Here is a 25,522-nt window from a genome sequence, read left to right as displayed (position 1 = left end):
GAGAATCTGGCGTCCAAGGTTTTCCCCAGGGCGCTCCGGAGGCTGGCCGCCGCCGTGCCGTGCCGGGTACGTTCGGGCCACTGCCCGCGGGGACGCCCTCCGCGTACGGGCCGGTGGGAGGACGCATGTCGCTGCTCGCTCAACTGACCGCCGCGATCGGTGACGGCTCGATCGAGGTCGTCGACCTGACCGCGCCGCTCTCGGAGGACACGCCGATCCTCCAGTTGCCGGAGCCGTTCGGCAACACGGTGCACTTCTCGCTGCGGGAGATCAGCCGGTACGACGACCGCGGGCCGGCCTGGTACTGGAACGACATCGTCACCGGCGAGCACACCGGCACCCACTTCGACGCGCCGGTGCACTGGATCACCGGCCGCGACGGCGACGACATCTCCCAGGTGGCGCCGCGGCGGCTCATCGCCCCGGCGGTCGTGCTGGACGTCGCCGACCGGGTGGCCGGCGACCCCGACTTCCTGCTCCAGGTCGACGACGTGCGCGACTGGACGAAGGCCAACGGGCCGCTGCCCGAGGGCGGCTGGCTGCTCTACCGCACCGGCTGGGACGCGCGCTCGGCCGACCAGGACGCGTTCCTCAACGCCGACGAGAGCGGCTCCCACACGCCGGGCATCTCGGCCGAGTGCGCGCGCTGGCTGGCCGAGGAGACGCCGATCCTGGGGCTCGGGGTGGAGACGGTCGGCACCGACGCGGGCGGCGCGCCCGCGCTCGACCCGCCGTTCCCCTGCCATTCGTTCCTGCTGGGCGCGGGCAAATACGGGCTGACGCAGCTGCGCAACCTCGACCGCCTGCCCGTACGCGGCGCCGCGGTGATCGCCTCGCCGCTGCCGATCGTCGGCGGTTCGGGCAGCCCGGCCCGGGTTCTCGCCCTGGTCGAGCGTTGATCGTCGCGGAGGCGGTGGGCGAGGCGCTCGCCGGGCTGGGCGTCCGCACGGTGTTCGGCGTCGTGGGCAGCGGCAACTTCCACGTCACGAACGCTCTGGTGGCGGGCGGCGCGCGGTTCGTCGCGGCCCGCCACGAGGGCGGGGCCGCCACGATGGCCGACGCGTTCGCGCGGGCGGGCGGCGGCGTCGGTGTCCTGTCGGTGCACCAGGGCCCCGGCCTGACCAACGCGCTCACCGGCATCACCGAGGCGGCCAAGAGCCGCACGCCGCTCCTCGTGCTGGCCGCCGAGACCGCCGGATCCGCGGTGCGGTCCAACTTCCGCGTCGACCAGGCCGCGCTGGCCGCGGCGGTCGGCGCCGTCCCCGAGCGGGTGCACTCTCCCGCGTCGGCCCTCGCCGACGTGGCCCGCGCCTGGCGCACCGCGGTCACCGAACGCCGCACGGTCGTCCTGGGCCTGCCGCTCGACGTCCAGGCCGCCGAGTTCCCCGGCCCCACGGTCGCATCCGGGCGGCCGACGCCCACGCCGCCGACCGACGACCCCGCGCGCGGCCACGCCGAAGAGCCGGACACCGGCACGCGGCCCGAGGCCGCACAGCCTCCCGACGCCCGGCCGGGCCCGCTCACGACATCCGGCCCGCCCGCGACGGGCAACGCGATGGCGGCCTCCGGCGCGTCCGCGACCTCCCGTCCGGTCGCGATCGCTGTTCCGCCGGCCCCACCCCCGCCCGTGCCGGGGCCGGAGGGGGTCGCGCGGCTGGCCGACGTCCTGGCCGGGGCCGAGCGCCCGGTGTTCCTGGCGGGCCGGGGCGCGCGCGGAGCGCGCGAGGCTCTCGTCGCGCTGGCCGCGCGCACCGGGGCGCTGCTCGCCACCTCGGCCGTGGCGCGCGGGCTGTTCCGCGGTGAGGAGTTCGACCTCGACGTGAGCGGCGGCTTCGCCGCTCCGGTGACCGCCGAGCTGGTGCGGGGCGCCGACGTGCTCGTCGGCTGGGGCTGTTCGCTGAACATGTGGACGCTGCGGCACGGCACCCTCGTCGGCGAGGACACGACGGTCGTCCAGGTCGATCTCGACACCGAGGCCCTCGGCGCCAACCGGCCGATCGACCTCGGTCTCGTCGGCGACGTCGCCGGCACCGCGCTGGCGGCCGAGGCGGAGCTGGCCCGGCGCGGCCACGCGTCCGACGGTGCCCGCTCCCCCGCGCTGGCGGCACGGCTGGCCCGGGAGCGACGCTGGCGCGACGTTCCCTACGACGACGACTCCGACGAGGTCACGATCGATCCCCGGACCCTGTCCATCGCCCTGGACGATCTGCTACCCGCCGAGCGCACCGTCGCAGTCGACTCCGGAAACTTCATGGGCTATCCGGCGATGTACCTCGAGGTCCCCGACGTCGACGGCCTGGTCTTCACCCAGGCATACCAGTCGATCGGCCTCGGGCTGGCCACCGCCATCGGCGCGGCGGTCGCCCGGCCGCACCGGCTGACCGTCGCCGCCCTGGGCGACGGCGGCGCCCTGATGGGCGTCGCCGAGCTGGAGACGGCGGTGCGCCTCGGCCTGGGGCTCGTCATCGTGGTCTACGACGACGAGGCGTACGGCGCGGAGGTCCACCACTTCGGCCCGAGCGGCGACCCGCTCGACACGGTCCGCTTCCCGCCGGCCGACATCGCCGCGATCGCCCGCGGCTTCGGCTGCGCCGCGCTGACCGTCCGCCGCCGGGAGGACCTCGCGCCCCTGACCGAGTGGCTGTCGGGCCCTCGCGACCGGCCGCTGCTGATCCACGCCAAGGTCACGAGCGACCGCCCGTCCTGGTGGCTGGAGGAGGCCTTCCGAGGACACTGATCCACTGGGCCGGACATCGCCCGCTCACCCGAGCACACCGACCCGCCCGCTCACCCGAGCACACCGACCCGCCCGCTCACCCGAGCACACCGACCCGCCCGCTCACCCGAGCACACCGACCCGCCCGCTCGCCCGAGGATGCCAGCCGCTCGCCTCCCGAGGACGCCAGCCGCTCGCCTCCCGAGGGCACTGGCTCGCTGTGTCCGGAGACCGCGGACGGGCCGGCACGCCGAGGATCGTTGGCGGGTGGCTCTCGTTCTCAGGCGCGTTCGCGGGTGGCGAGCACGGGGAGGCCGGTCGGCTCCTGGGCGGTCTCGTGCCGGGGGAACAGCACCAGGGCCACCAGTGCCAGGCCGAACCCGCCGAGTCGCAGCACCATCAGGAGCCGGTCGGCCGGCCAGGGCTCCTTGTAGAGCAGCGGCCCGAACAGCGCCAGCTCCGTCTTCGCCGCCACGGTCAGCACCGTCACGACGATCGACATCCGGCATCGTTGCAGCCCGATCTGCAGCTGGGCCAGTCCGAACACCGCCATCCCGACCGCGACGTACGGATACGGCGTCGTGTACGCGGCGGCGGCCAGGCCGTGCGTGCTGTAGACCGAGGCGACACCCTTGATCGCCAGCTCGGAGATGCCGAGGCTGATGCCGGACCCGAACCCGTACGCGACCCCGGCGAGCGGCCGGGCGTGCCGGCCGAACGCGCGCACGTCGCCGCCGACCAGCACCACCGCGCTGATCAGGACGCCCGGGACGACCACGGCGGCCAGCACGGCGGGGCCGGCGACGCTGTTGGTCAGCACCTCGCGGTCTCCGTTGGAGACGCCGATGCACACGGTCGCGACCCCGAACAGCGCGATGCTGGACCACTCGCGGCCGGTCAGCCGTTCGCGGAAGAACACGCCGGCGTAGAAGAGGATGAACGCCAGGCTGGCGACGAAGATCGGCTCGGCCAGGCTGAGCGGCAGCATCGTCAGCGCCTCGACCTGCGTGGCGACGCCCGACAGAACGATGACCAGGCCGGTGAGCCAGAGCCAGTTCGTGTAGGTGTACCTGATCAGCCGCAGCGGACGGGTGCCGCGCAGCACGGGCATGCGGTTCGCCGCGACCCGGAAGACGATGAACCCCAGGTAATAGATGATCGTCGCCATCGCCGCAAGGATGGCTCCCTTGATGTCAGCGGCACCCATGCGCCGGGCCTTCCGAGCGGCGTCGAATCGACATCGGGTTTCCTCGTCTCACGGGCCCCGATGATCGCGGGTTACTCATCGGGTATCAAGAGTCATATTCGCGCATGGAAACGACCATGTCCCGACATTCACCCGACCATAGGCGACGACCTCACGTTTCGGTCGGCCTCAGTTCCAGGGCAGCGCGGCTCTGGCCTGCCAATATGCGTCAGACGACATGGCCAGAGCGGACAAATCGCGCAATTCGCCCGGTTCGAGGGGAATGGACTCCGCCGCGAGGTTCGTGCGGATCTGCTGCACGCTGACCGCCCCGGACAGCACCGTGTCCGCCCACGGCCTCGCGAGGACCGCCGCCAGCGCGACCGTGTCCGCGGTCAGGCCGCGCCCGGCCGCCACGCGCCGTACGGTCTCGGGCGGCTCGGCCGCCAGGCGGCCGTTGGCCAGCCCCTCCTTGACGATGACGTGCACTCCGGCGTCATGCGCCTCGGCCAGCGCCTCGCCGGCGGAGGACTCCAGGACGTTCCACGTCGACTGGACCGTCGTGAACAGACGCCGCCCGGCGACCTGCAGCGCGAGCGCCCGGCGCACGGTCTCGGCCTGGGCGGGCCCGGAGGTGGAGAACCCGACGCGCACGCCCTCGGCGGCCAGCTCCGCCAGGGCGTCGAGCAGCGCGGCGTCGCCGAAGAGAGAGCTGTCGGCGGTCAGGGAGTGCACCTGGTACACGTCGAGCCGGTCACCGAGGAGCGCCCGCGTCTCGGCGAGCTGCGCGCGGAACCGGTCCAGGGAGTGCTCCTTGACCTCGTGCACCCCGGCGTCGGTACGCCAGCCGCCGACGTAGGCGTACCCCCACTTGCTGGAGACCGTGACGTCGGTGTGCCCGCGCTCGTCCAGCCAGCCCGCGAGGAACTCCTCCGACCGGCCGTAGGACCGCGCGGCGTCGATCCACCGGACCCCGGCCGCGTACGCGGCGTCGAGCACCTCCCAGGTCGCGGCCCGCATCGCCTCGACCGTACGCTCCGCGGGCAGCGCGCCCTCGCGGCCGAGGTTGATGTAGGCGGGCCTGCCCAGGGCCGCCAGCCCGATGCCCATCCGCATGCGTACCGTTCCCCCGATTCTCACCATGTTCTTCCGGGTTTCCCGGCCAATCGGATGCCCACCGTCGTCGGCCGACCGGCTTTCGGTAACACTAGTGTCCCCGAATGTCCCGCGACGGGAGGGATGGCGGTGGGCGGCAGGCAGCAGGCCGAGCGGCTCCGGGCGTGGCTCGACGGGCCGACCGGCGTCTCTCGCGCCGACCTCGAACGCCGTACGCGGTGGATGCTCATCATCGCGGTCGGCGGCGCCAACCTCGCCGGTGCGCTGTTCGTCCTGGTGTTCTCGACCTTCGTGATGCCCGACCCGCCGGGGCTGTCCGACCCCGCGCGCGTGCGCCTGGTCAATCTGGTGGTGTTCTCCTCGTACGTGGTGTTCGGCGCGCCGTTCGGGATCGTGTGGGGGTGGCGGTTGTGCCGGCCGCTGCGCACCTTCGCCGCCCACGACGGGGAGCCGTCCGAGACCGAACGCCGCGCGGTGCTGCGCGGGCCGCTGCGGCTGATGGTGATGCAGGCGACGCTGTGGGGGTGCGGAGCCGCCGGGTGGGCCGCCATCGACCTGGCCTACTCTCCGCTGCTCGCGCTCAAGGTGAGCATGATCACCCTGCTCGGCGCCATCACCACCTGCGCGATCGTCTACCTGCTCGCCGAACGCCTGCTGCGGCCGTTCGCGGCCGTCGTGATGGCGTCGCGCGCGACCCCGCGCGACGGATGGTTCGGCATCACGCCGCGCACCATGCTGGCCTGGGCGCTCGGCACCGGTGTGCCCCTGCTCGGCCTGGTCATCACCGCGGTGGCCGCCCTGGTGGTGAGCGGCATGTCGCTGACGCAGCTCGCGGTCACGATCCTCGTCCTCGGCGGGGTGGCGCTGCTGGTCGGGTTCGAGGTCACCTACATCGCCGCGCGGGCGGTCGCCGACCCGGTCCGGTCGGTACGGGAGGGCCTGGCCCGGGTCGAACGCGGCGACCTGCAGGCGTCCGTTCCCGTGTACGACGCGGGCGAGCTGGGCGGCCTGCAGGCCGGGTTCAACCACATGGCCGCCGGCCTGCGCGAGAACGAGCGGATCCGCGACCTGTTCGGCCGGCACGTCGGCGAGGACGTCGCCCGGCACGCGCTCGAACACGGCGTCGCCCTCGGCGGCGAGGTCTGCGAGGCGGCCGTCATCTTCGCCGACCTCAAGGGCTCGACGCGGCTGGCCGCGACCCGTCCGCCCGGCGAGGTGGTCGGCCTGCTCAACGCGTACTTCGGCATCGTCGTCGAGGTCGTGTCCGCGCACGGCGGCCTGATCAACAAGTTCCAGGGCGACGCGGCGCTGGCCGTCTTCGGCGCGCCGCAGCCCCTGGAGGACCCGGCCGGTCAGGCGCTCGCCGCCGCACGCAAGCTGTCCCACCGGCTGCGGGCCGAGCTGCCCCAGCTGCACGCGGGCATCGGGGTGTCCTCGGGACAGGTCGTGGCCGGGCACATCGGCGCGGAACAGCGGCTGGAGTACACCGTCATCGGCGACCCGGTCAACGAGGCCGCCCGGCTGAGCGACCTGGCCAAGAGCACCGACGAACGCCTCCTGGCGTCGGCCACGGTGGTCCGCGCGGCGCACGACGGCGAGGCGTCCCGCTGGCGCCTGGGCAACACGGTGACCCTGCGCGGCCGCCCCGCCCGTACCCGCCTCGCCTCGCCGTTCGGCCCGCCGCCCCCGCGGGGGATCCAGCGGGTCCTGCGCATCCTCAACCACCGCAAGTAGGCCGGAACGACCGCCCGAGCGGCCCGGTATTCTTCCGCGACACGCAGCGATCGGAGCACGGATGTCCCTGCCTCGTCGCGGCTGCCTGTTAACGGCGACCGCGTGCGCCGCCCTCCTCCTGGTGGGGGCGATCTTCATCGTCTGGCGCGTGCTGACCTGGGACCCTCACGGGCCGGACGTGCGCGATCCGCGGGCCTGTCCGGGCAGCAACGTCTCCCTGGCCGAGGTCGCCGGGCACTTCGGAGTCACGATCCCGGCGGATGCGAAGGACCTGCGCTTCTCCTCCGACCTGCATCCGCTCTTCGGCGAGTACAGCCTGCGACTGTCCTTCCAGACCACCGCGTCCGGGTTGCACGCCTTCCTGGCCACAGCAGGCCTGCCCCGCACCGACACGGCGGACGGCTCGGACGGCGAAGTTCCCGCGGCGGTGGAGGGCCCGAGCTGCGGATTCGGGTCGGTGTCCTTTTCCCATCCGCGCTATTACGGTGAGTCCCCGACCTCCACCGGGCGGTTCGAACGTCAGGTGGCGGTGGACGAATCCGACAAAGCCCGGCCCCGCGTGGTCCTGTCCGCCTTGGATCCGTGACCTCGTGATCGGGAACGGCAGACGGTCCGGACCTCAGCTCGGCTCAAGGCGGAGGATCCGGTAGCCACCGACGTCGCTGAACGGGATCAGCACCGCACCCTCCGGGGTCACCGCCGACATGGCGAGATCGATCCTGCTCTCGATGGCAGGGAGCGTGCGGGCAACGGCATCGGGATCGTCGACGTCCGCCAGCAGGCGCCCGTCGGCGGTCGTGGTGATGAGACGCCCGGGAAGGCGTTCCCTCATGGCGACGTGGAACACGAACCGGTCCCCTTCCTCGACGGCGACGAGCCGGACCGTCCTGTTCTCCGTGACGGCCGGATCCAGGCGCACGGACGAGGTTCGCCGAGGGGCGCCGGCGGCATCGTAGCCGACGAGCGTGAGCCGGCCGGGATCGTCGCCGTACGCGATGACCAGATGTTCCTTCTCCCGGACGGTGACGGCGCCCTGCGGACGGAGTCGCCACAGCGTACGGCCGGCCGGGTCGAGGGCGGCGACGCCGTCGGGCGTGCGGGCGTACACGCGGCCTCGGGAGTCGGTCCCGGCCAGATCGAGCAGCGGGACGGACGCGGGCTCACCGAGCGTGGTCCGGCCGGTCCGCAGGTCCGTGGTCGCCAGCACGAGTGAACGCTGCCCGTGGCGCTCGATCATTCGCGCGTAGACCGCCTGGTCGGCGGCGGAGACGACGAGATTCGCGATATCCACGTCGAGGCGTCTGACGGCGACCGTGCGGCCGTGCTTGCGCCGGAATCCGTGGTCAGCTTCTCGATCCTGAAAGAAGGGCCGAGCTCGCAGCTCTGGCCTGTACCTGGCGGGTACGGGTCAGGCCGCGTCGTCGGCAGCGTGACTCACTGCCCAGCCCGCCACACCACGCGCGGCGATGTTGCGGGCTGCGTTGATGTCGGCGTGCTCAGCGAAGCCGCACGACATGCAGGCGAAGGTGGCCTGATCAGGCCGGTTCTTCTTACTGACGTGGCCGCACCCGCTGCACCCCTGGGAGGTGTAGCGAGGGTCCACGAACACCACCGGCACCCCGGCACGCGCCGCCTTGTAGGAGATGTAGCCGCCGAGTTGGGCAAAGCTCCACGAATGCAGGGTGACCCGCTGGGGCTTGCGGAGCCGTACCCTCTCGCGGATACCGCCCAGATCTTCCAGGGCGATGCCGCGACAGGTGCGTTCAGCCTCGGTCACCAGCTTCTTGGAGATGCAATGGTTGGTGTCGGCCGCGAAACGCGCTTCCCGGCTCGACAGCTTCCGCAACAGCCGTTTCGCGGACTTGGTGCCTTTCTTCTGTAAACGTTGGCGGAGGCGGCGGTTGCGGTGCCGGACCTGGTTGAGGCGTTTGCCGGCGTGGACGGTGCCGTCGGAGGTGACGGCGATGTTCGCAATACCGAGATCGACGCCGAGAAAACCCTTCTTCGGTTCACGTGTGTCAGGTTCGGGGATGTCGCAGGTCGCGTACAGGTACCAGTTCCCGCTCCGGAACACCAGATCCGACTCCCCACGCCGAAACTCGGTCAGCAGCTTCATCTGCTCGGGGGAGCACTGGAACCCGATACGGCCCGAGCGGCCGTGGACGGTCCAGATCGAGATCGTGCGGGCATCGAGCTGCCAGGACAAGCAACGATCATCGAACGGTTGGGCGGCGTCCTTACGGAACCGGACCGGCGCGCTCTCTGCTTTGACGCGCCGCCTGGAGCCTTCGGGACCGTAGTTCCCCGCCTTCAGATTCGCCTTCAACGCCGCATAAGCCCCCGCGACCTTCCGAACCGCGTGGATCGCCGGCTGAGCCGACAACCCCAACTGCTTCAGCTCACCGTAAACCAGACGCTGCAAAGACGTCTTCCCCATGACACCAGTGTCGAAAGCGCGACGGGAGGCGAGATTCGCTGCGGCGTTACACGAACGCAACGTCTCCCGCAAGGCCATTTCGGTCGCCTCATCCGGGAGCAGCTTCACCTGCACCACCAGCTTCACGACCTGCATCATATTGCCGACCCCGCCACGATGCGCTTCCAACCCCGGAAAATACGCCGCGACAGAGCATTGTCCAGCTCCCCTATGCCCTCAAAAGCCACAAATACCCGGACCGACCGACAGCCTCCCGGACCACTGCCAGGCGGCTATCGGGACTTCTTGGATGCGATTCCTCCGGCCGTGAACGGCCGCGACTCCTCGCGAGGACGTGTTGAATAGGCACCACGCTCGACGCAGCCGGAGGGCGAGGAGGGACGGTGTGATGACCCAGGCTCCGCACGTCTTGGGTTTCCAGGCCGATCGGCAGACCGCTCAGGCCTGGGCGTTCGACCGGATCGGGGAGCGCTACGACGAGGCGTTCCCGCACAAGGACGGGCAGCTCTCGGCCGTGCACCGGCTGCTCGACCTGCTCCCGCCCCGGGCGCGGATCCTCGACGCCGGATGCGGCACGGGCTCACCGACCGCGCGGCAGCTCGCCGACGCCGGTCACTCGGTGGTCGGGATCGACATCTCCGAGGAGATGCTCCGGCTGGCCCGCCGGGACGTGCCGGAAGCGGAATTCCTCCGCCGCCCTATTGAGGAGCTTGATGCGTCTTTGGGGGAATTCGCGGCAGTCGTCGCGTTCTTCTCGCTGCTGATGCTGCCGCGGGCGGAGATCCCTCTCGCGCTCAGGAACATTCACGACCTGCTCGAGCCGGGAGGTCATTTCGTGCTCGGCATGGTGGAGGCGGACCTGGACGACACGCCGATCCAGTTCCTCGGCAGTCCCGTACGCGTGACCGGGTACATGCGCGACGAACTGGTGGCGCTCGTCGCCGAGGCGGGGTTCGAGGTCACCGAGCTGCGCCACCTGACGTACGCTCCGGCCAGCGCCGAGCTCCTGCCCGAGGTGCAGCTGTTCCTGTTCTGCCGCCGCGACGGCCTTCGGTGAGGTGGCGGGGCCACGGGCGGCCGGACCCGTCCGACGTACACGAGCATCTCGCCTTCCTGCACGCCGCGACGGTGCGGATCGGCGGTGACCTGGAGCTGACACAGGTCATGACCTCCCTCTGCGAGACGGCGGTGCCGCGCGTCGCCGACCTCGCCGCGGCTTACCTGTACGAGGTGGTGCTCACCGACGGCGACCCGCCCGAGTCGCCCGGTGCGCCGTCGGACGGCGTGTTACGCAAGGTCGCCTGCCACTCCGCCCCCGCCCGGCCGGACGGCCGGGGTGGCGCCCCGGCGGCTCACGCGCTCGTCGGCAAGGTCGCCGTCTCCGAGCTGACCGGCCCGTTCGCGGCCAGCGTCACCAGCGGGCAGCTCGTCGTGTGGCCCGATCCCGGCCCGGACGGCACGGATTCCGGCAGCGGGGACGCCACCGGGCCCGGGCGCGCCGGTTCCGGCGGCTACGACGACGTCGGCTGCCTCCTGCCCGCGGCGGCGCCCGGGTCGCTCATCGTCGTCCCTCTCCGGGCGGGCCGGCACCTGCTCGGGTTCGCGGTGCTGCTGCGCTCGGCCGGGCGTCCCGGCTTCGACGAGACCGACGTGCTGACCGCCACGCTGATGGCCGACCAGGCGGCGCTCGGCGCGCACAAGGCGTTGCTGTACCAGCGGGAGGCGCGCGTCGCGGACGCGCTCCAGCGCAGCATGCTGCCCAAGCACCCGCCGCGGCTGCCCGGCGTGGAGATCGCCTACCGCTACCTGCCGGGCAACCCGGCCGCGCAGGTCGGCGGCGACTGGTTCGACGCCGTCCCGCTGCCGGGCAGCCGGGTCGCGCTCATCGTCGGCGACGTCATGGGGCACGGCGTGCACTCGGCCGCCACGATGGGCCAGCTCCGTACCGCCGTGCGCACGCTCGCCGCCCTCGACCCTCCCCCGGACCAGGTGCTGCGCCACCTCGACCAGCTGTTCGAGGAGACCGTCGGGCAGGCCGGCGAACAGTTCCTCGCCACGTGCGTCTACTGCGTGTACGACCCGGTCGCCCGGCGCTGCGCGATCGCGAACGCCGGGCACGTCCCTCCGGTCTTCGCCTACGCCGACGGCCGTACGGAACTGGTCCCGGTGCCGGCCGGCGTGCCGCTCGGCGTCGGCAACGTCGCGTTCGAGACGATCGAGGTGCCCGCGCCGGACGGCACGCTGATCGCGCTGTGCACCGACGGCCTGGTCGAGACGCGCGGCCTGGACATCACCGAGGGCCTCGACGCGCTGCGCGAGAGCCTGACGAAGGTGTCCGACCCGCCCGACGACCTGTGCGAGAACGTCCTGCGCGCCCTGCGCACCGGCGAACGGGAGGACGACGTCGCGCTCCTCATCGCACGGTTCGACGGTATCCCGAGCGCCGGCGTCGCCAACTGGATCATGCGTCCGCACGCGCAGGCGGCACGCCACGCACGGGGACTGATCGCCAGCACGCTCTCCGGCTGGGGGCTGGAGGACCAGATCGACGCCGCCTCCCTCCTCGCCACCGAGCTCGTCACCAACGCGATCCGCTACACCACGCGCCCGATCACCATGCGGTTACTCCGCACCGAGACACTGCTGTGCGAGGTCACCGACGACGACCCCCACCTGCCCGTCCTGCGCGAACCCGGCGACGACGACGAGTCCGGGCGCGGCATCTACCTCGTCGACAAGCTCTCCAGCCGGTGGGGCGCGAGCCACACGGCGGCGGGCAAGGCGGTCTGGTTCGAGCTCGCGCTGTGACGTCGCCGGGCGAGGAACCCGGCGGGCGAGGAACCCGGCGAGCGAAACGGCGTCTGCCATCACCGCGGACCCCTGACCCGGCATACCGCCCGTTCACGTTATTGCGGGATATTGAGCGCATGAGTGAGCGCAGAAAGATCGAATGCTGGTTGACGGACATGGACGGCGTCCTGGTCCACGAGGGCCAGCCGGTGCCCGGGGCGCGGGAGTTCCTGGAGCGGCTGACCAAGGCCGGGCGACGGTTCCTCGTCCTGACGAACAACTCGATCTACACGCCCCGGGACCTTCACGTACGGCTGCGAGCGGCCGGTCTCGACGTCCCGGTCGAGTCGATCTACACCTCCGCGCTGGCGACCGCGCAGTTCCTAAACGACCAGCGGCCGCACGGGTCGGCCTTCGTGCTGGGCGAGTCGGGGCTGACGACCGCGCTGCACGAGGTCGGGTACGTCCTGACCGACATCGATCCCGACTACGTCGTCCTCGGCGAGACCCGTACGTACAGTTTCACCTCGATCACCCGGGCGATCCGCCTCATCGACGCCGGCGCGCGGTTCATCGCGACCAACCCGGACCCGATCGGCCCGTCGGCCGAGGGCTCCCTCCCCGCGACGGGGGCGGTCGCCGCGCTGATCACCAAGGCCACCAACGTCACGCCCTACTTCGTCGGCAAGCCGAACCCGCTGATGATGCGCAGCGCCCTCAACACCGTGGGCGGCCACTCGGAGACGACGGCCATGATCGGCGATCGGATGGACACCGACGTCGTCTCGGGCATGGAGGCGGGCCTCTACACGATCCTCGTCCTCACCGGCGTGACCCAGGCGGGCGACGTCGACCGCTTCCCCTTCCGCCCGTCACGCATCACCGACTCGATCGCCGACCTCGTGGACATGGTCGACGACGAGCCGGGGCCGGAGGTTCCGTGACTCAGACGGGCGCGTTCGGGCGAACGCCCGGCCGACGCGCGCCGGTCCGGTGCGTCTCGCCGCTCCCGGTCCGGCCGGCCCGGGCGAGGTATGACAGCGCGGCCGCGGCGACGAACAGCAGAGCGCAGGCCCACGCGAACCAGTCGCCGAGCCGCGTGTACAGCGTGGCGACCGCGCGCGTCGGCAGGTCGGCGGTGACGGAGACGATCGACGCGCCGGACGTACGCGCCTCCGCCCGTACGCGACCGTGCGGGTCGCTCACCGTCAGCGCGCCCTGCCGCGAGGCGCGCACCACGGTCATGCCGTTCTCGACCCCGCGGGTCACCGCCATCCGGCTGTGCAGCCACGCGTCGTCGGTGAAGTCCCAGGCCGGCGCGAACAGCGCGGTGGCCCCCCTGCCTCGGTAGTCGCGTACGAGGCCGGGGAAGTCCAGATCGAAGCAGATGGCGATGGCCCAGCGCGTGCCGGTGCCGGGCACGAAGGCGGTTCCGTCACCCGGCGTGAGGGCGCTTTCAGCACCGGGGACCAGATGCCGCTTCACGTAGGTGACCGGGCGTCCGCCGTCGGGCGGGAGGTCGACCGCCACGTTGTACAGCGCGCCGCCCCGCCTGAGGACCAGCCCGGCGATGATGTCGGCGTGCCGCTCGACCGCGAGGCGGGACAGGGGACCCGTGAGCGCGGGCAGGCTCGCGTCATCCGCCATGAACACCTTCTCGGGGAGCACCACCACGCGGATGTGGGGCGCGGTCAGGGAGCGGATCCGAGCGGTGTACGCGTCGAGCAGGTCCCGGCCGGCGCGGGTGTCCACGGAGACCGGATCGATCGTCCGGTCGGTCGACACCAGCGCCGCCCGTTCGGTCTGCCGGCCGTCCGGGGAACGTAGCCGCCACCCGCCGTACCCCAGCGCCAGGACCAGGACCGTCGCCGCGGCCACGGCCACGCGCAGCCGTCCCTTCGCGTCCGGTGCGAACAGGGCCGCCACCGCGGCCGGCACTCCCATGACGAGGAAGGTGACGCCCCACACGCCGGTGATCGACACGGTCTGCAGGACGGGCAGGACACCGGCCTGGCTGTAGGCCAGGCTCCACCAGGCGCCGTTCGGCGCCGTCAGCGACACCGTGTACTCCACGGTGACCCAGCCCGCCGGGAAGGCGGCGGCCGCCAGCAGGGGCCGCCCCCGCAGCAGCAGCGCCCGCGTCGGCAGGACCACGAGCCCGAAGAGCAGGGCCGAGCCGACGATGATGAGGACGACCATGGGCGGCGGTATCCGTACGGTGCCGAGGAAGTACCCCCACATCGCCGTCTCGCCGCCCAGCCACGCGACGGCGGCGGCGCCGAACGCGGTGCGTGCGCGCACCCGCGGTGCGAGCATCAGCACCGGAAACGGCGCGAGCCAGGTGAGCCAGGGCACCGGCCGCAGACCGGTACCGAAATGGAACAGCAGTGCCGACGCCACCGTGACCCCGGCAACAGCGACGACCGACCGACTCTTCGCGACCACCGACCAGTCTCCTTTCGCGAGGGGAACGGCGTCGATCCTTCTCGCGTCGGCCTGGTCGGACATCGCCGGGAAGTATGAACACGACCTCACTCGCGCGGGCCATCCGCGGCCGGGCCGCGGGCGACGCCGGCCCGTACGCCGCCGCAGCCGGTCACCCCGGGAGGCCGACGAGGGCGACGGGGCAGTCGGCGTGGTGGATGACGCCGTGACCCACGGAACCGAGCCGGGTCTCGCGGCGGCCGGGCCCGATGACGAGGAGGACGGCGCGGGAGGAGCAGGCCGTGAGCGCGGCCACCGGGTGCGCACGGGGCGTCTGCTCGACCACGCCGACATCCGGATAACGCGCCCGCCAGGGGGCGAGCGCGTCGTCGAGGCGGTCACGGGTCACGGCCTCGGCCTCGCACACCGAGACGGTGGGCAGCATGGCGGGTACCTGCCAGGCGTGTACGACGTGGACCCACGCGTCGCGCAGCGCCGCGGCCTCGAACGCGTACCGGAGCACCGCCTCGGACGCCTTGGACGCACCGGACGCCTCGGTGTCCTCCGACAGGTCCACGCCGGCGAGCACTTCGTGCTGGCGCTCCCGGGCCTCGCCGCGCACGACGATCGTCGGGACCGGGACGTGGGCGGCGAGCCGCAGTCCGGTGGAGCCGAGCAGCATCCCGGCGAATCCGCCGAGCCCGCGATGGCCGACCACGATCTCGCCCGCGCGCCGGCCCTGTGACCGCAGCGCGCGTACGGGCGCGTCGAAGACCAGTTCGCTGGTGACCGGCAGGCCGGGACGGGCCTTGGCGGCGCGTTCGACGGCCTCGGCGAGCACGTGCTCGCCCGTCTCCGTCAGTGACTCGCAGGTCCCGGGCACCGTGTAGAACGGCATGTCGTGGTCCCAGCGTTCGGCCGCGTGCACGATGTGCAGCGGCCGGCGTCTCAGGGTCGCCTCGTCCGCGGCCCATTCCACGGCGAGGTCGGCTCGGGACGAGCCGTCTGTTCCGACGACGATCGGCTGGATCATGATGTCTCCTGGTGGTCGGCGCGCGGCGGGGCCCCGTCGGCCGCCGCGGCTGCTTCCCCCAGCGTCTCGGCGGCGACCGGACGTCAGAAAGAGGTCGAAAGTCCCCTATATGAGGTCCGTCCGGGTTCGCTCGCCTCGGCCGGAGGCACCCGGGTCAGTCGCGGCCCAGCGGGACCCGCCAGTCCAGGACGCTCCCGCCGCCCTCCCGGTCGCGAATCTCGAAGGAGCCGCCGAGGGCGCGGGCACGTTCGGCGAGGTTGCGCAGGCCGCTGCGCCGGCCGCACGGCGGGATGCCGGTGCCGTCGTCCTCGACCACGAGCACCAGGGAGTCGCCGGCGTCGACCGTGACGTGCACGTGGCGCGCGTGCGCGTGCCGTACGACGTTGGACAGGGCCTCCTGGAGCACGGCGACCAGATGTTCGCCGGTCTCGGCGCTCACCGCGGTGTCCAGCAGGCCCTCCAGGCGTACGGCGGGCGCGAATCCCAGGCTCTCCGTGGCCCCCTGGACGACCTCCAGGATCCGTTCGCGCAGTGCGGGATGGGCGCCGGGCACCGCCTGCAGCGCGAAGATCGTCGAGCGGATCTGGCGGATCGTCTCGTCGAGGTCGTCGACCGCGCGCTGGACCCGTACGGCGACGTCGGGCCGGTCGGTCATCTTCATCGCGCTCATCAGCGTCATGGCCGTGGCGAACAGCCGCTGGATGACGGTGTCGTGCAGGTCCTTGGCGATCCGGTCCCGGTCCTCCAGCAGGACGAGGCGCTCCGCGTCGCGACGGCGTTCGGCCAGCTCGATGGCGACCGCCGCCTGGGCGGCGAACGCCTCCAGCAGCCGCTGGGCGGACCTGGTGAAGGCCGGGCGGCCCGGAGCGTTGGCCACCGCCAGCACGCCGCGCACCTCCCGTCCGGTCCCCATGGGGACGATCAGGACGGCCTCCAGCGGCACGGGCGGCGGTGACCTCACCTCGCGGGCGGCCTCCCCGGCGTCGGCCAGCAGCAGCGACTCGCCGGTGCGAAACACCCGCCCGGCCAGCACGTCATCGATCCGCAGCCGGCGCCCGGCGAGCGCGTCGGCGTGCTCCCCCTCGGCCGCCTGGACCGTGAGCTCCTCCCCCTCCGCGAGCGCCACCATGGCGTAGCCGGCGTCACAGATCTCCCGGGCGCGCCGCGCCACCAGGGTGAGCACCTCGGCCGGCGCGGTACCGGACAGCAGCGAGGTGGACACCTCGGCCGAGGCCTCCCGCCAGCGTTCGCGCCGCCGGGCCTCCTCGTAGAGACGGGCGTTCTCGATCGCCACACCGGCGGCCGTGGCGAGGGCGGCGACCACGCTCTCGTCGTCCTTGTCGAACTCTCCGCCGCCGGCCTTCTCGGTCAGGTAGAGGTTGCCGAACACCTCGTCGCGCACGCGTACGGGCACGCCCAGGAACCGGCGCATCGGCGGATGGGCGGGCGGGAACCCCGACGAGGCCGGATGCGTGGAAAGGTCGGCCAGCCGGATCGACGCCGGTTCCTTGATCAGCAGGCCGAGGATGCCCTGGCCCGTCGGCCAGGAGCCGATCGCCTTGATCTCCTCCTCGCTGATGCCGACGGTCACGAACCGCGACAGCCGGTCGTCCTGGCCGATCACCCCGAGCGCTCCGTACCGGGCGTCGACCAGCGTGGCCGCCGCCTCGACGATCCGGTGCAGCACGGTGTCCAGCTCCAGATCGCTCTCGATCGAGACGACCGCGTCGAGGAGCGCGTGGACCCGGTCCCGGGTGGCGAGCACCGCCGCCACCCGCGACTGCAGTTCGGCGAGAAGATCGTCCAGCCGTAGCTGCGGCAGCACCCTGCCCGCGCGATCGTCCCCGGGCCGCCCTTCAGGGCGCACGGCGCATGCCTCCCGTCCTCCGCGTCAACGTCCTGCCCCCGACCGGCAAGTCCTGCTCAGACCAGTATGAAAGACGAGGTCAGGCGGCATTTCGGCAGGACCGCTCCAGGTCCTACCCAGGCGAAGGTCCTCCCCATCGGGGCCCGATGCGGAGGAATGGCGGGCCCGTCCGGGACCTTCGCCCCTGCCCGCCGATCGGGCCCCCGGGGAGTATCGAGCCATGAGACTCGACGCGAACGGGATCGAGGTCCTTGATCGCGACGACTGCCTGGCGCTGATGCGGTCCGTGACGCTCGGCCGGGTGGTCTTCACCGACCGTGCGCTGCCCGCGATCGAGCCGGTCCACTTCGTGTTCGACGGCGACGACGTGATCATCTCGATGCCGCCGGGCTCGAAGCTGGTCTCGGCCCGCGGTGCGGTCGTCGCCTTCGAGACCGACGCCTTCGAGCCGGGCAGCCGCTCGGGCTGGTCGGTCACCGTGATCGGGGAAGCACGGGTCGTCCGCGTCGCCACCGAGATCGAGCGCCTCTCCCGGCTCCCGCTGAGATCGTGGGCCCCGGGAGGCCTCGGCTACTTCATCCGCATTCGCGGCGAGTACGTCAGCGGACGGCGGATCCACCCGACCTATCTGGAGGCCACACGATGACCTCGAGCTTCGAGGAGAACCTCGTCGGCGACGTGATGTCCACCGAGGTGCTCACCGTCGCGGCCGAGGAGACCACGCTCATGGCGTGGGAACTCATGCGCCAGGGCGGGTATCACCACGTGCCGGTGGTCAGCACCGACGGTCACTGCATCGGCGTCCTGGACGCCGAGACGATGGCCGCCGCGTGGGACGGCGGCGGGCCGGACCGCATGCGCATGCCGGTGAGCACGGTCGTCGGCCACCGCCTCATGCCGCAGGTCGGCGTCTCGGACTCGGTCGCGGCGGCCGCGCGGGCGATGCTCGCCGCCCAACTGGACTTCGTGGCCGTCACCGACGGCGAGGACCGGCTCGTCGGACTGATCACCGCGCGGGACCTGGTCGCCGCCGTCGCGGGGCGCAGGCACCGGCCGACGCCGGGCCACCTGGGACGCCCGACGCTGTACCGCATCGAGCCGGTGCTGCCGAGCCGGTACGCCGAGGGCGGTGCGGCACCGCGCGGACGCCGGGCGCCGCGCTGACCGCCGGTCACCGCGCCGCGCCCCGATGCCGGGCCCGACGGGGCCGCCGAGTGAGCCGGCGGGGCCGTTCAGCAAACGAGAGAAGGCAGGATGACACGGCAGATCAACATCGGGTTCCGCGCCCCCTCGGCCGCCCACCTGGAAGAACGCATCCTTCAACTCGAGACGAAGGTGGCTCTTCTCACGCACGCCGTACAGGCACTCTCCCGGGAACTGCACGAGCACACCGACCCGCCGCCCGTCCGCTGACGTCGCCCGCCTACGCACGGCGGTCCGGGCCGGCGAAGGACCCCTCCGGACCAGGCCGAAGGGGTCCCGTCACCGGAGGCTCAGCCGATGCTGGCGCCCAGGGCGCTCAGCGCGGCCGGCACCGGCTGGAAGAACGTCTCCCCGCCGGAGCTGCAGTCGCCGCTGCCGCCGGAGGTGAGACCGAGCGCGGTGCCGCCGTCGAACAGCGCGCCGCCGCTGTCACCGGGCTCGGCGCACACGTTCGTGTCGATGAGCCCGTTGACCGTGCCCTCCTCGTACGTCACCGACGCGCCGACGGCGGTCACGGTGCCGCCGTGTACGCCGGTCGTGCTGCCGCTGCGCTTGACGGACTCGCCGACCGTCGCGTCACCGGCGCCGCTGATCGCCTGCGTGGAGCCGTTGTACAGGTCGACCTCGCTGGGGTGTGAGGCGCTGCCCGTGTACGTGGCGATCGAGTAGTCGTTGCCCGGGAACACGCTCTTTCCGGTCGTGGCGAGCTCGCTGCTCTCGCCCTGGTCGGAGTACCACGTACTGACCACGTTGCCGCAGTGCCCGGCGGTGATGAAGCCGGCAGCGCCGCTGCTGGTGGTCACGTTGAACCCGAGCGAGCAGCGGTAGCCGCTGCCCCAGATGGCGTCGCCGCCGCCGATGAGCGGACGGAACTCACCGCTCACGTGCCGGATGCGGACGGCGGCGCCCTGCGCGGACGCGGCCTTCTCGACCTTGCCGAGACGGTCGCCCGTGACAGTGCTGTCAACCGCGACGACGACCTGGTTCGTCTTCGGGTCGATCATCCGCGCGGTGCCCGGCACCGCGGCGTCGTCCAGGGCCTTCTTCGCCGCCTGGAGTTGCGCGCCCGTACGTGCGACGGTCTTCGGTGTCGCCCCGGCGGCCTTGACGGTCTTCGCGTCGGCCGCGTTCGTCACCGTGACGACCAGCTGGTGCGAAGCGTCGAGATACGCGCCGGCGGAACGGGACCCGAGCTGCCGGGCCAGGTCAGAGGCGACCTTCGACTGCGCGGTGGGGCTCGGGGTCGCCGCATGGGCCGCGGGGACGACCGCGATCGCGAGGACTCCGGCGGCCGCGACGGCCATACCGGTACGCCGGGTCAGGGGAATGGACTTCAACGTGCCTCCCAGTTCGTCGGGCACGCCCGTGTGGCGCGCCCCGGGATGGCATGGGCACTGGCGCTCGGCTCCCGGCGGCCGAGGACATGCCGACACGATGGCATTTCCCGCGGCTGCCGGAGCGGGGGGTGAGAACCGGCTGCCTAGCCATCAGAAACCCTGACAAGGCTTGTAAACCCCGCGCAAGGGGGTTGGAACGTCCCAATCCGGCCATTTCGCCTCGGGGGTCACCGCCCGTCATCCGTTCCCGCGGTGCGCGGGTCGTGGCGTCGTCGGTGCATTCACGCCACGTACGGGGGAACGAACGGCGGCATGAGACGACGGGAGTTCATCGAAGCGGCGGTGTGGGCCGTGGTCCTGTTCGCGGTGTACCTGGCGATCATCTCCACCATCTCACTGACCGAGATCGTGGTCGGAGCGATCACCGGGGCCGCGTGGGGCGCGGCGGCGGTCCTCACCCGCCGCACGTTGCTGGCCTCCGACAACGACGAGATCTACTGGCCCCGCGCCGGATGGCTGCGGTGGCTGCTGCGCCTGCCGGACCAGGCCGTCAGCGGGTTCGTGCGCCTGCTGGTGCGCCCGCACGGGGCGTTCGCCGAGATCCGCCTGCCCCAGGACGATCGGTCGGCGGCGCGACGCGGGTTCGGCGCGCTGGCGGTGTCCGTCGCGCCGAACACCTACGTGGCGGACGTCGACCCCGACCGGAACACGCTCATCGTCCACCGGATCGGCGACCGGCCGTCCGCGCTCGAACGCGAGGTGACGCGATGACCGCCCTGGCCGTGGGGCTGCCGGCGGCGTTCGCGCTGCTGGTGGCCGCGCTGTTCCCCTGCCTGCTCGCGACGCTGCGGGGCGAGCCGGTGGACCGGCTCGCCGGGCTCATCATCGCCGGGCCGGCCGCGACGCTCGTGCTCATGCTGCTGGCCGCCGGGTACGGGCGGCCGGCCTACCTCGACGCGGCGTTCGTCATGGCGCTGCTGTCGTTCGCCGGCTCCCTGGTGTACGCGCGCTTTCTCGGGGGCACCGCGTGAGCGTGGCGAGCGCCGTGCTGATCTGGGCGGGCACGGCGCTGATGGCATTCGCCACGCTGTGGCTGCTGCTGAACCGCGACCGCTTCCTGCGCCTGCACTTCATCTCGATCGGCTCGGTGATCGCCACGCCCCTCGTGACCGCCGGGCTCGCCCTCGCGCCGTGGTCGTCCTGGCACGACGTGGTGAAGATCATCTTCATCGGGCTGCTGCTCCTCGTCACCGGGCCGGCGACCGTCATCACCACGGCGCGCGCCGGAAGGCGGGTCTCCCATGAGTGAGGTGCTGGTCATCGCCGCCCTGCTGCTGACGGCGTTCATGGCGACCGCGGTCGTGCTCACGCGCGACCCGGCGCGGCAGGCGATCGTGCTGTCCGGGTACGGGATCGTGCTGGCGGTCCTGTTCGTCGTGCTCCAGGCGCCCGACGTGGCGATGTCGCAGACCGGCGTCGGCACGGTGGTCGTCCCCCTCATCGTGATGCTGGCGATCCACGCGATCCGCCGCCACCACACGCGCGAACCCGACGAAGGAGACGAGTCGTGACCGGCCGGGTGCGGCTGCTCGTGCTGGCCGTCGGCGGCATCGGGCTGGCGGTGCTGTTCGCGCTGGCCGCGTTCCGGCTGCCCGGATTCGGCGGCACCGTCCACCCGTACGGCCGGCGGACGCTGCCGAACGCGCTCGCCCACCACACCCCCAACGTCATCTCCTCGATCAACTTCGACCAGCGGGCGCTCGACACGCTCGGCGAGGAGCTGATCCTCATGGCCTCCGCGCTCGCCACCGTCCTGGTGCTGCGGACCGTGCGCGCCGAGCAGGAGGACTCCGCGGGCGAGCACGCGTACGGCGCCGCCCAGGTCTTCGACGCGCTGCGCATCACCGGGTACCTGCTGCTGCCGATCACGCTGATGACGGGCGTCTACATCGTCGCGCACGGTTACCTGTCCCCCGGCGGCGGTTTCCAGGGCGGCGTGGTCCTCGGCAGCGCGATCCATCTGGTCTACCTGGCCGGCGACTACCCCGCGCTCGCCCGGATCCGGCCGATTCCGATGTTCGAGACCGGCGAGGCGCTCGCGGCGGGCGCGTTCGTCGTGCTGGCGCTGTGGTTCGCCGGGCAGGTCAAGGCCATGAACGCGGTGGTCGGCCTCGAGGTCGGCTGCGCGTTCGTGCTGGCGCTGGCCAAGTTCTTCGAGCAGGCCCTCCTCGTGAGGAAGGACTCATGAGCGAACGGAGTGAGCGAATCGGCGACACAGCCCCCATGGTCTCTCCCCCGACGAAGGAGGGCTCATGAGCCATCTCCCCTACCTGGTCCCGGGCTGGATCCTGCTCGTCGGCATCTACGGCATCGTGACCAGCCGGAACCTCGTCCACGCCGTCGTCTGCCTGTCGGTGGCGCAGTCCGCGACGTACGTGCTCCTGCTCACCGTCGGCTACCAGAAGAAGGCGACCGCTCCGGTCTTCTCCGACATCAAGCCCACGCGGAACGTCGTCGACCCGCTGGTGCAGGCGATGACGCTCACCGACATCGTGGTCGGTGCGACGGTGACCGCGCTGCTCCTCGCCCTCACGGTGCAGGTGGCCAAGCGCCGCGGCACGGTCGACCCGGACGAGCTGCGCTCGCTCGAACCGTGATCCTGCAACTCGCGATCGGGCTGCCGTTCGCGGTGGCCGCGCTGCTCGCGGCGGTGGGGCGGCGGCTGCCGCGGTTCGCCGCCGACGCGCTGGCCACGAGCACGGTGTCCGCGCAGATCGTGCTGCTCGCGGTGGTGCTCGCCCAGGGCGGCACCACGGTGTGGATGGGCGGCTGGGGCGAGGGCGTCGGCATCGCCCTGGTCGGCGACATGACCGGGGCCGGGCTGGCGCTGACGGTCGCGGCCGTGGCGCTGTGCGCGCTCGTCGTCTCCTGGCACTACTTCGACGACGTTCAGGCGATCTTCCACACGCTGGTGCTGCTGTTCAGCGGCTCGATGTGCGCGTTCACGCTCACCGGGGACCTGTTCGACGCCTTCGTGTTCTTCGAGCTGATGAGCGTCGTCGCGTACGCGCTGACCGGGTACCAGCCCGAGGAGCCGGAGACCGTGCACGGCGCGCTGAACTTCGGCATCGTGAACTCCCTCGGGGCCTATCTCACCCTCACCGGCATCGCGCTCGTCTACGCCCGTACGGGCCAGCTCGGCTTCGCCGCGGTCGGCCGGCACCTGCACGGTCACGACGCACTGGTGACCGTCTCCTTCGTCCTCATCTGCACCGGTTTCCTGGTGAAGGCGGCGGCGGTGCCCTTCCACTTCTGGCTGGCGGACGCGCACGCCGTGGCGCCGACGCCGGTCTGCATGCTGTTCTCCGGCGTGATGGTGGAACTCGGCGTGTACGCGGTGGCCCGGACGTACCTGACGAGTTTCGCGCACGCCGTCCCGGCCGCCCCGGTCCGTACGGCGCTGATCGTCTTCGGCTCCGCGGCGGCGCTGCTCGGCGGGGTCATGTGCGTGCTGCAACGGCACATCAAGCGGCTGCTCGCGTACTCCACGGTCAGCCACGTCGGCCTCCTCCTCGTCGGCCTCGGCCTGCTGCGCGCGGACGCGCTGGCCGGCGCCGCCTGGTACCTGATCGGCCACGCGGGCGTGAAGGCGGGCCTGTTCGTCGGGGCGGGGGCGCTGCTGAACCGGTACGAGACGGTCGACGAGCACGACCTGCACGGCCGCGGACGGTCGATGCACCTCACCAGCGCGATCTTCCTCCTCGGCGGCGTCGGTCTGGCGGGCCTGCCGCCGTCGGGCACCTGGGCGGGTAAGGCCCTGATCGAGGAGGAGGGCGGGCACTGGATCCTGGCCCTCGGCATCATCGCGTCGGCCCTGACGGCGGGGGCGGTGCTGCGGGTGTGGCTGCGGGTGTTCCACGGCGTGGGGCAGCGGCTCCCGGGCATCGAAGACCACCACGACCCGGAGACGGAGGTCAGGCTGTCACGGCTGCCGTGGACGATGCTGGCGCCGGGCCTGCTGCTGGTGATCGCGGGACTGCTGCTGGGCCTGCTGCCGGGTGCGGTGCTCGGGCACGCCGTCGCACCGCTCCTGCCGGGGGCGGAGCCGGCACCGTGGACGGTGAAGAGCGTGGTGTCGGGCCTGCCGGCGGTGGCGCTGGCGTTCGGGATCGCGGTGCTGGGCGTCCGGGGTCACCTGCCGCGCGCGACCGTGCTGCACCGCCTGCACTCCGGACACGTCGGCGACTATGTGGCCTGGCTGCTCGCGGGTGTCGCCCTGTTCGGGGTGCTGCTGCTGGCCTGACGCTACTTCACGGGACAGTGAACGGTCACCGAGACGTACCGCGACGCGGGCACCGTGGCACGGACGGCGGGGCAGGTGAGGTCCGTCTCATGGGTCCGGATCGTGTCATGGCTCAGGTGGGCGTGACGCGGTGGCCGCCGGCGACCGGCCCGCGGCGGGTCGTGCGGGCACGAGTAGAGGTCGTCGGAACGCCCGCTCGCTGCGAACGCGGCCTATGACGCGCCTCTCAGGTCGGCGAGCAGCCGGTCCGCGACCGTCTCCTCGGAGACGACCAGGCCCGTCTCGGCCATGGTCGTGGCAAGATCGGGCGCCCACGGGCTCGGGGACTCCTTGCCCTTCAGCGGCAGGTGAGGGTCGGCGCCGCGGACGCCGGCGAGGTAGTCGGCGGCCGACATGCGCCAGGGCTCGGCGCCGTGCCGTCGCATCACCGACTGCGCGATCGCCAGACCCGGCCAGTCGAAGTCGCCGTGGTAACGCAGTGTGTCCCCACCCGCGGTGACCGTGCTCGCGAGGCGGTGGAAGGCGAGCGACGGCAGTCCCTCGGTGCACACCAGCGGCGGCGCGGCCGGGCCCAGCTCGGCCGCCGCGCGCCGGACGACGGTGGGGTTCTCGCAGACGTACGCCACCGGCCGGTCGGTGGTGACCGGCAGTGTCGTGAGCTGGTGCAGTGTGACATGGAACGGTGTGCCGTGGCGTGCGGCGCCGGTGAGCCACTCGCCCAGCCCCGCGCCCTCGGCCCGGAGGTTGAGCACGAGGACGCGGCTCGCCAGATCGTCCGGAAGGACGCCGAATGCCTCCCACAGCGCGCGGCGGTCCTCGGCCGCCGTCGGCTTGGGCACACCGATCCGGCGGGCCAGCGCGTCGAGAACCAGCGTCGACAGCGGAGACCGTGGCCCGAGCGCCTTGGTGTCTCCGGTGACCTCGTCGGCGAGTGTGGTGAGCTCGACCGGGCCCGAAGAATCCTCCAGGCGTTCGAGAACCTTGACCGCGCGAGCGAACAGACGCCCGTTGCCCTGCGTGATGAGCCGGGCCGGCATGCCGCGGGTGCCGGCCCAGTCGCGGAACCAGTCCGCCGAGGCGTACAGCGGGCTCTCCTCCGCGACGCGGAGCAACTCGGCACGCGCGGCCTCCTTGGCGGCCTCCTCGGCGGGGCGGTCGCTCAGCGTCCGGCCGAAAACCGTCTCCAGCAGCTCGACGAGGCTCAGCCCGCAGGACGTACGGACGGCGGCGTCCAGCCGGGTCAGATCCACCGAGGTGGTCTTGGCATCCGGCCGCCGCGCGCCGCCGAGGAGGCCGTCGAGTGCCCTGCGCTCGTCATGAGTGGGCTCGGGAAGGCTGATCGTGCCGCTCAGGGACCGCCGCGGCGTTCGAGCCGG

26 protein-coding genes are annotated in these 25,522 nt (G+C 72.3%); 17 read left to right on the top strand and 9 right to left on the bottom strand.

The annotated features are described in order from the left end of the window. Positions 1 to 125 precede the first annotated feature (125 nt). Both OG417_RS26640 and OG417_RS26635 read left to right on the top strand, forming a co-directional pair. The gene (locus OG417_RS26640) at positions 126 to 899 is read left to right on the top strand and encodes a cyclase family protein (RefSeq protein WP_329261643.1); all 774 of its coding nucleotides are present in this window, start codon (positions 126 to 128) and stop codon (positions 897 to 899) included. Beyond that, complete coding sequence (locus OG417_RS26635) at positions 896 to 2,737, top strand: thiamine pyrophosphate-binding protein (protein ID WP_329261640.1); 1,842 nt, start codon at positions 896 to 898, stop codon at positions 2,735 to 2,737. Before OG417_RS26640 ends, OG417_RS26635 begins: the two co-directional genes overlap by 4 nt. Before the next feature lie 259 nt (positions 2,738 to 2,996). Here the strand turns inward: OG417_RS26635 and OG417_RS26630 are convergent, their stop codons facing one another. Beyond that, a complete protein-coding gene (locus tag OG417_RS26630; RefSeq protein ID WP_329261637.1) occupies positions 2,997 to 3,884 on the bottom strand; it encodes a hypothetical protein in 888 nt (295 codons plus the stop codon). A gap of 207 nt (positions 3,885 to 4,091) precedes the next feature. Further along, positions 4,092 to 5,018 (bottom strand): aldo/keto reductase, encoded by a 927-nt coding sequence (locus OG417_RS26625; protein WP_329261635.1) that lies wholly within the window; start codon positions 5,016 to 5,018, stop codon positions 4,092 to 4,094. Positions 5,019 to 5,147: 129 nt separating this feature from the next. Between OG417_RS26625 and OG417_RS26620 the strand changes: the two genes are divergently transcribed. Together OG417_RS26620 and OG417_RS26615 are read left to right on the top strand one after the other, a co-directional pair. Beyond that, positions 5,148 to 6,752 carry an adenylate/guanylate cyclase domain-containing protein gene (locus tag OG417_RS26620; RefSeq protein WP_329261632.1) on the top strand — a complete coding sequence of 535 codons (1,605 nt, stop codon included), beginning with the start codon at positions 5,148 to 5,150 and terminating at the stop codon, positions 6,750 to 6,752. Between the two features lie 61 nt (positions 6,753 to 6,813). Next, entirely contained in the window at positions 6,814 to 7,338 is a 525-nt protein-coding gene (locus OG417_RS26615) for a hypothetical protein (protein ID WP_329261629.1), read from the top strand. 33 nt (positions 7,339 to 7,371) lie between these two features. On the opposite strand, the gene OG417_RS26610 is transcribed toward OG417_RS26615, so the two are convergent. Both OG417_RS26610 and OG417_RS26605 read right to left on the bottom strand, forming a co-directional pair. Further along, entirely contained in the window at positions 7,372 to 8,043 is a 672-nt protein-coding gene (locus OG417_RS26610) for a hypothetical protein (RefSeq protein WP_329261626.1), read from the bottom strand. Positions 8,044 to 8,160: 117 nt separating this feature from the next. Further along, positions 8,161 to 9,315 carry an RNA-guided endonuclease InsQ/TnpB family protein gene (locus OG417_RS26605; RefSeq protein WP_442875730.1) on the bottom strand — a complete coding sequence of 385 codons (1,155 nt, stop codon included), beginning with the start codon at positions 9,313 to 9,315 and terminating at the stop codon, positions 8,161 to 8,163. 262 nt (positions 9,316 to 9,577) lie between these two features. Here OG417_RS26605 and OG417_RS26600 point away from each other — a divergent pair, with 262 nt between their 5' ends. From OG417_RS26600 to OG417_RS26590, 3 genes are all read left to right on the top strand, one after another. Beyond that, the gene (locus OG417_RS26600) at positions 9,578 to 10,246 is read left to right on the top strand and encodes a class I SAM-dependent methyltransferase (RefSeq protein WP_329261623.1); all 669 of its coding nucleotides are present in this window, start codon (positions 9,578 to 9,580) and stop codon (positions 10,244 to 10,246) included. Further along, positions 10,243 to 11,997 (top strand): ATP-binding SpoIIE family protein phosphatase, encoded by a 1,755-nt coding sequence (locus OG417_RS26595; RefSeq protein WP_329261620.1) that lies wholly within the window; start codon positions 10,243 to 10,245, stop codon positions 11,995 to 11,997. Before OG417_RS26600 ends, OG417_RS26595 begins: the two co-directional genes overlap by 4 nt. 119 nt (positions 11,998 to 12,116) lie before the next feature. After that, entirely contained in the window at positions 12,117 to 12,923 is an 807-nt protein-coding gene (locus tag OG417_RS26590; protein ID WP_329261618.1) for an HAD-IIA family hydrolase, read from the top strand. 1 nt (position 12,924) lies between these two features. On the opposite strand, the gene OG417_RS26585 is transcribed toward OG417_RS26590, so the two are convergent. The 3 genes from OG417_RS26585 to OG417_RS26575 all read right to left on the bottom strand — a co-directional run bounded on the left by OG417_RS26585 (position 12,925) and on the right by OG417_RS26575 (position 17,303). Then, positions 12,925 to 14,424 carry a nitrilase-related carbon-nitrogen hydrolase gene (locus tag OG417_RS26585; protein WP_329261616.1) on the bottom strand — a complete coding sequence of 500 codons (1,500 nt, stop codon included), beginning with the start codon at positions 14,422 to 14,424 and terminating at the stop codon, positions 12,925 to 12,927. 151 nt (positions 14,425 to 14,575) lie between these two features. Further along, complete coding sequence (locus tag OG417_RS26580; protein WP_329261613.1) at positions 14,576 to 15,436, bottom strand: universal stress protein; 861 nt, start codon at positions 15,434 to 15,436, stop codon at positions 14,576 to 14,578. A 154-nt stretch (positions 15,437 to 15,590) separates the two neighbouring features. Next, positions 15,591 to 17,303 carry a GAF domain-containing sensor histidine kinase gene (locus OG417_RS26575; protein ID WP_329261610.1) on the bottom strand — a complete coding sequence of 571 codons (1,713 nt, stop codon included), beginning with the start codon at positions 17,301 to 17,303 and terminating at the stop codon, positions 15,591 to 15,593. Between the two features lie 220 nt (positions 17,304 to 17,523). On the opposite strand from OG417_RS26575, the gene OG417_RS26570 reads away from it, so the two are divergent. The 3 genes from OG417_RS26570 to OG417_RS26560 all read left to right on the top strand — a co-directional run bounded on the left by OG417_RS26570 (position 17,524) and on the right by OG417_RS26560 (position 18,716). Then, entirely contained in the window at positions 17,524 to 17,949 is a 426-nt protein-coding gene (locus OG417_RS26570) for a pyridoxamine 5'-phosphate oxidase family protein (RefSeq protein ID WP_329261607.1), read from the top strand. Continuing rightward, positions 17,946 to 18,467 (top strand): CBS domain-containing protein, encoded by a 522-nt coding sequence (locus OG417_RS26565; protein WP_329261604.1) that lies wholly within the window; start codon positions 17,946 to 17,948, stop codon positions 18,465 to 18,467. Before OG417_RS26570 ends, OG417_RS26565 begins: the two co-directional genes overlap by 4 nt. A 90-nt stretch (positions 18,468 to 18,557) precedes the next feature. Further along, positions 18,558 to 18,716, top strand: coding sequence for a hypothetical protein (locus OG417_RS26560; protein WP_329261601.1), 159 nt, complete (start codon positions 18,558 to 18,560; stop codon positions 18,714 to 18,716). Positions 18,717 to 18,796: 80 nt separating this feature from the next. Here OG417_RS26560 and OG417_RS26555 read toward each other — a convergent pair whose 3' ends face one another. Next, positions 18,797 to 19,843: a S1 family peptidase gene (locus OG417_RS26555; protein WP_329261598.1), complete on the bottom strand. Its 1,047-nt coding sequence runs from the start codon at positions 19,841 to 19,843 to the stop codon at positions 18,797 to 18,799. A gap of 312 nt (positions 19,844 to 20,155) precedes the next feature. Between OG417_RS26555 and OG417_RS26550 the strand changes: the two genes are divergently transcribed. The 7 genes from OG417_RS26550 to OG417_RS26520 all read left to right on the top strand — a co-directional run bounded on the left by OG417_RS26550 (position 20,156) and on the right by OG417_RS26520 (position 24,146). Beyond that, a complete protein-coding gene (locus OG417_RS26550) occupies positions 20,156 to 20,614 on the top strand; it encodes a hypothetical protein (protein WP_329261595.1) in 459 nt (152 codons plus the stop codon). After that, complete coding sequence (locus tag OG417_RS26545) at positions 20,611 to 20,874, top strand: MrpF/PhaF family protein (RefSeq protein ID WP_329261593.1); 264 nt, start codon at positions 20,611 to 20,613, stop codon at positions 20,872 to 20,874. The genes OG417_RS26550 and OG417_RS26545 overlap by 4 nt, the downstream gene beginning before the upstream one ends. Beyond that, entirely contained in the window at positions 20,871 to 21,152 is a 282-nt protein-coding gene (locus OG417_RS26540) for a monovalent cation/H(+) antiporter subunit G (protein WP_329261590.1), read from the top strand. Before OG417_RS26545 ends, OG417_RS26540 begins: the two co-directional genes overlap by 4 nt. Then, positions 21,145 to 21,414 carry a Na(+)/H(+) antiporter subunit B gene (locus tag OG417_RS26535; protein ID WP_329261587.1) on the top strand — a complete coding sequence of 90 codons (270 nt, stop codon included), beginning with the start codon at positions 21,145 to 21,147 and terminating at the stop codon, positions 21,412 to 21,414. The genes OG417_RS26540 and OG417_RS26535 overlap by 8 nt, the downstream gene beginning before the upstream one ends. Next, on the top strand, positions 21,411 to 22,091 hold the full coding sequence (locus OG417_RS26530; protein WP_329261584.1) for an MnhB domain-containing protein: 681 nt from the start codon (positions 21,411 to 21,413) through the stop codon (positions 22,089 to 22,091). Before OG417_RS26535 ends, OG417_RS26530 begins: the two co-directional genes overlap by 4 nt. A 64-nt stretch (positions 22,092 to 22,155) precedes the next feature. Continuing rightward, the gene (locus OG417_RS26525) at positions 22,156 to 22,500 is read left to right on the top strand and encodes a sodium:proton antiporter (RefSeq protein ID WP_329261581.1); all 345 of its coding nucleotides are present in this window, start codon (positions 22,156 to 22,158) and stop codon (positions 22,498 to 22,500) included. Then, positions 22,497 to 24,146 (top strand): complex I subunit 5 family protein, encoded by a 1,650-nt coding sequence (locus OG417_RS26520; RefSeq protein WP_329261579.1) that lies wholly within the window; start codon positions 22,497 to 22,499, stop codon positions 24,144 to 24,146. The genes OG417_RS26525 and OG417_RS26520 overlap by 4 nt, the downstream gene beginning before the upstream one ends. Positions 24,147 to 24,358: 212 nt before the next feature. Here the strand turns inward: OG417_RS26520 and OG417_RS26515 are convergent, their stop codons facing one another. Further along, entirely contained in the window at positions 24,359 to 25,486 is a 1,128-nt protein-coding gene (locus tag OG417_RS26515) for a TIGR02679 family protein (protein WP_329262577.1), read from the bottom strand. Between the last annotated feature and the right edge of the window lie 36 nt (positions 25,487 to 25,522).

It is taken from the genome of Actinoallomurus sp. NBC_01490, assembly GCF_036227085.1.
Taxonomy (GTDB): Bacteria; Actinomycetota; Actinomycetes; order Streptosporangiales; family Streptosporangiaceae; genus Actinoallomurus; species Actinoallomurus oryzae.
This window is presented reverse-complemented; position numbering and strand designations above follow the sequence as displayed.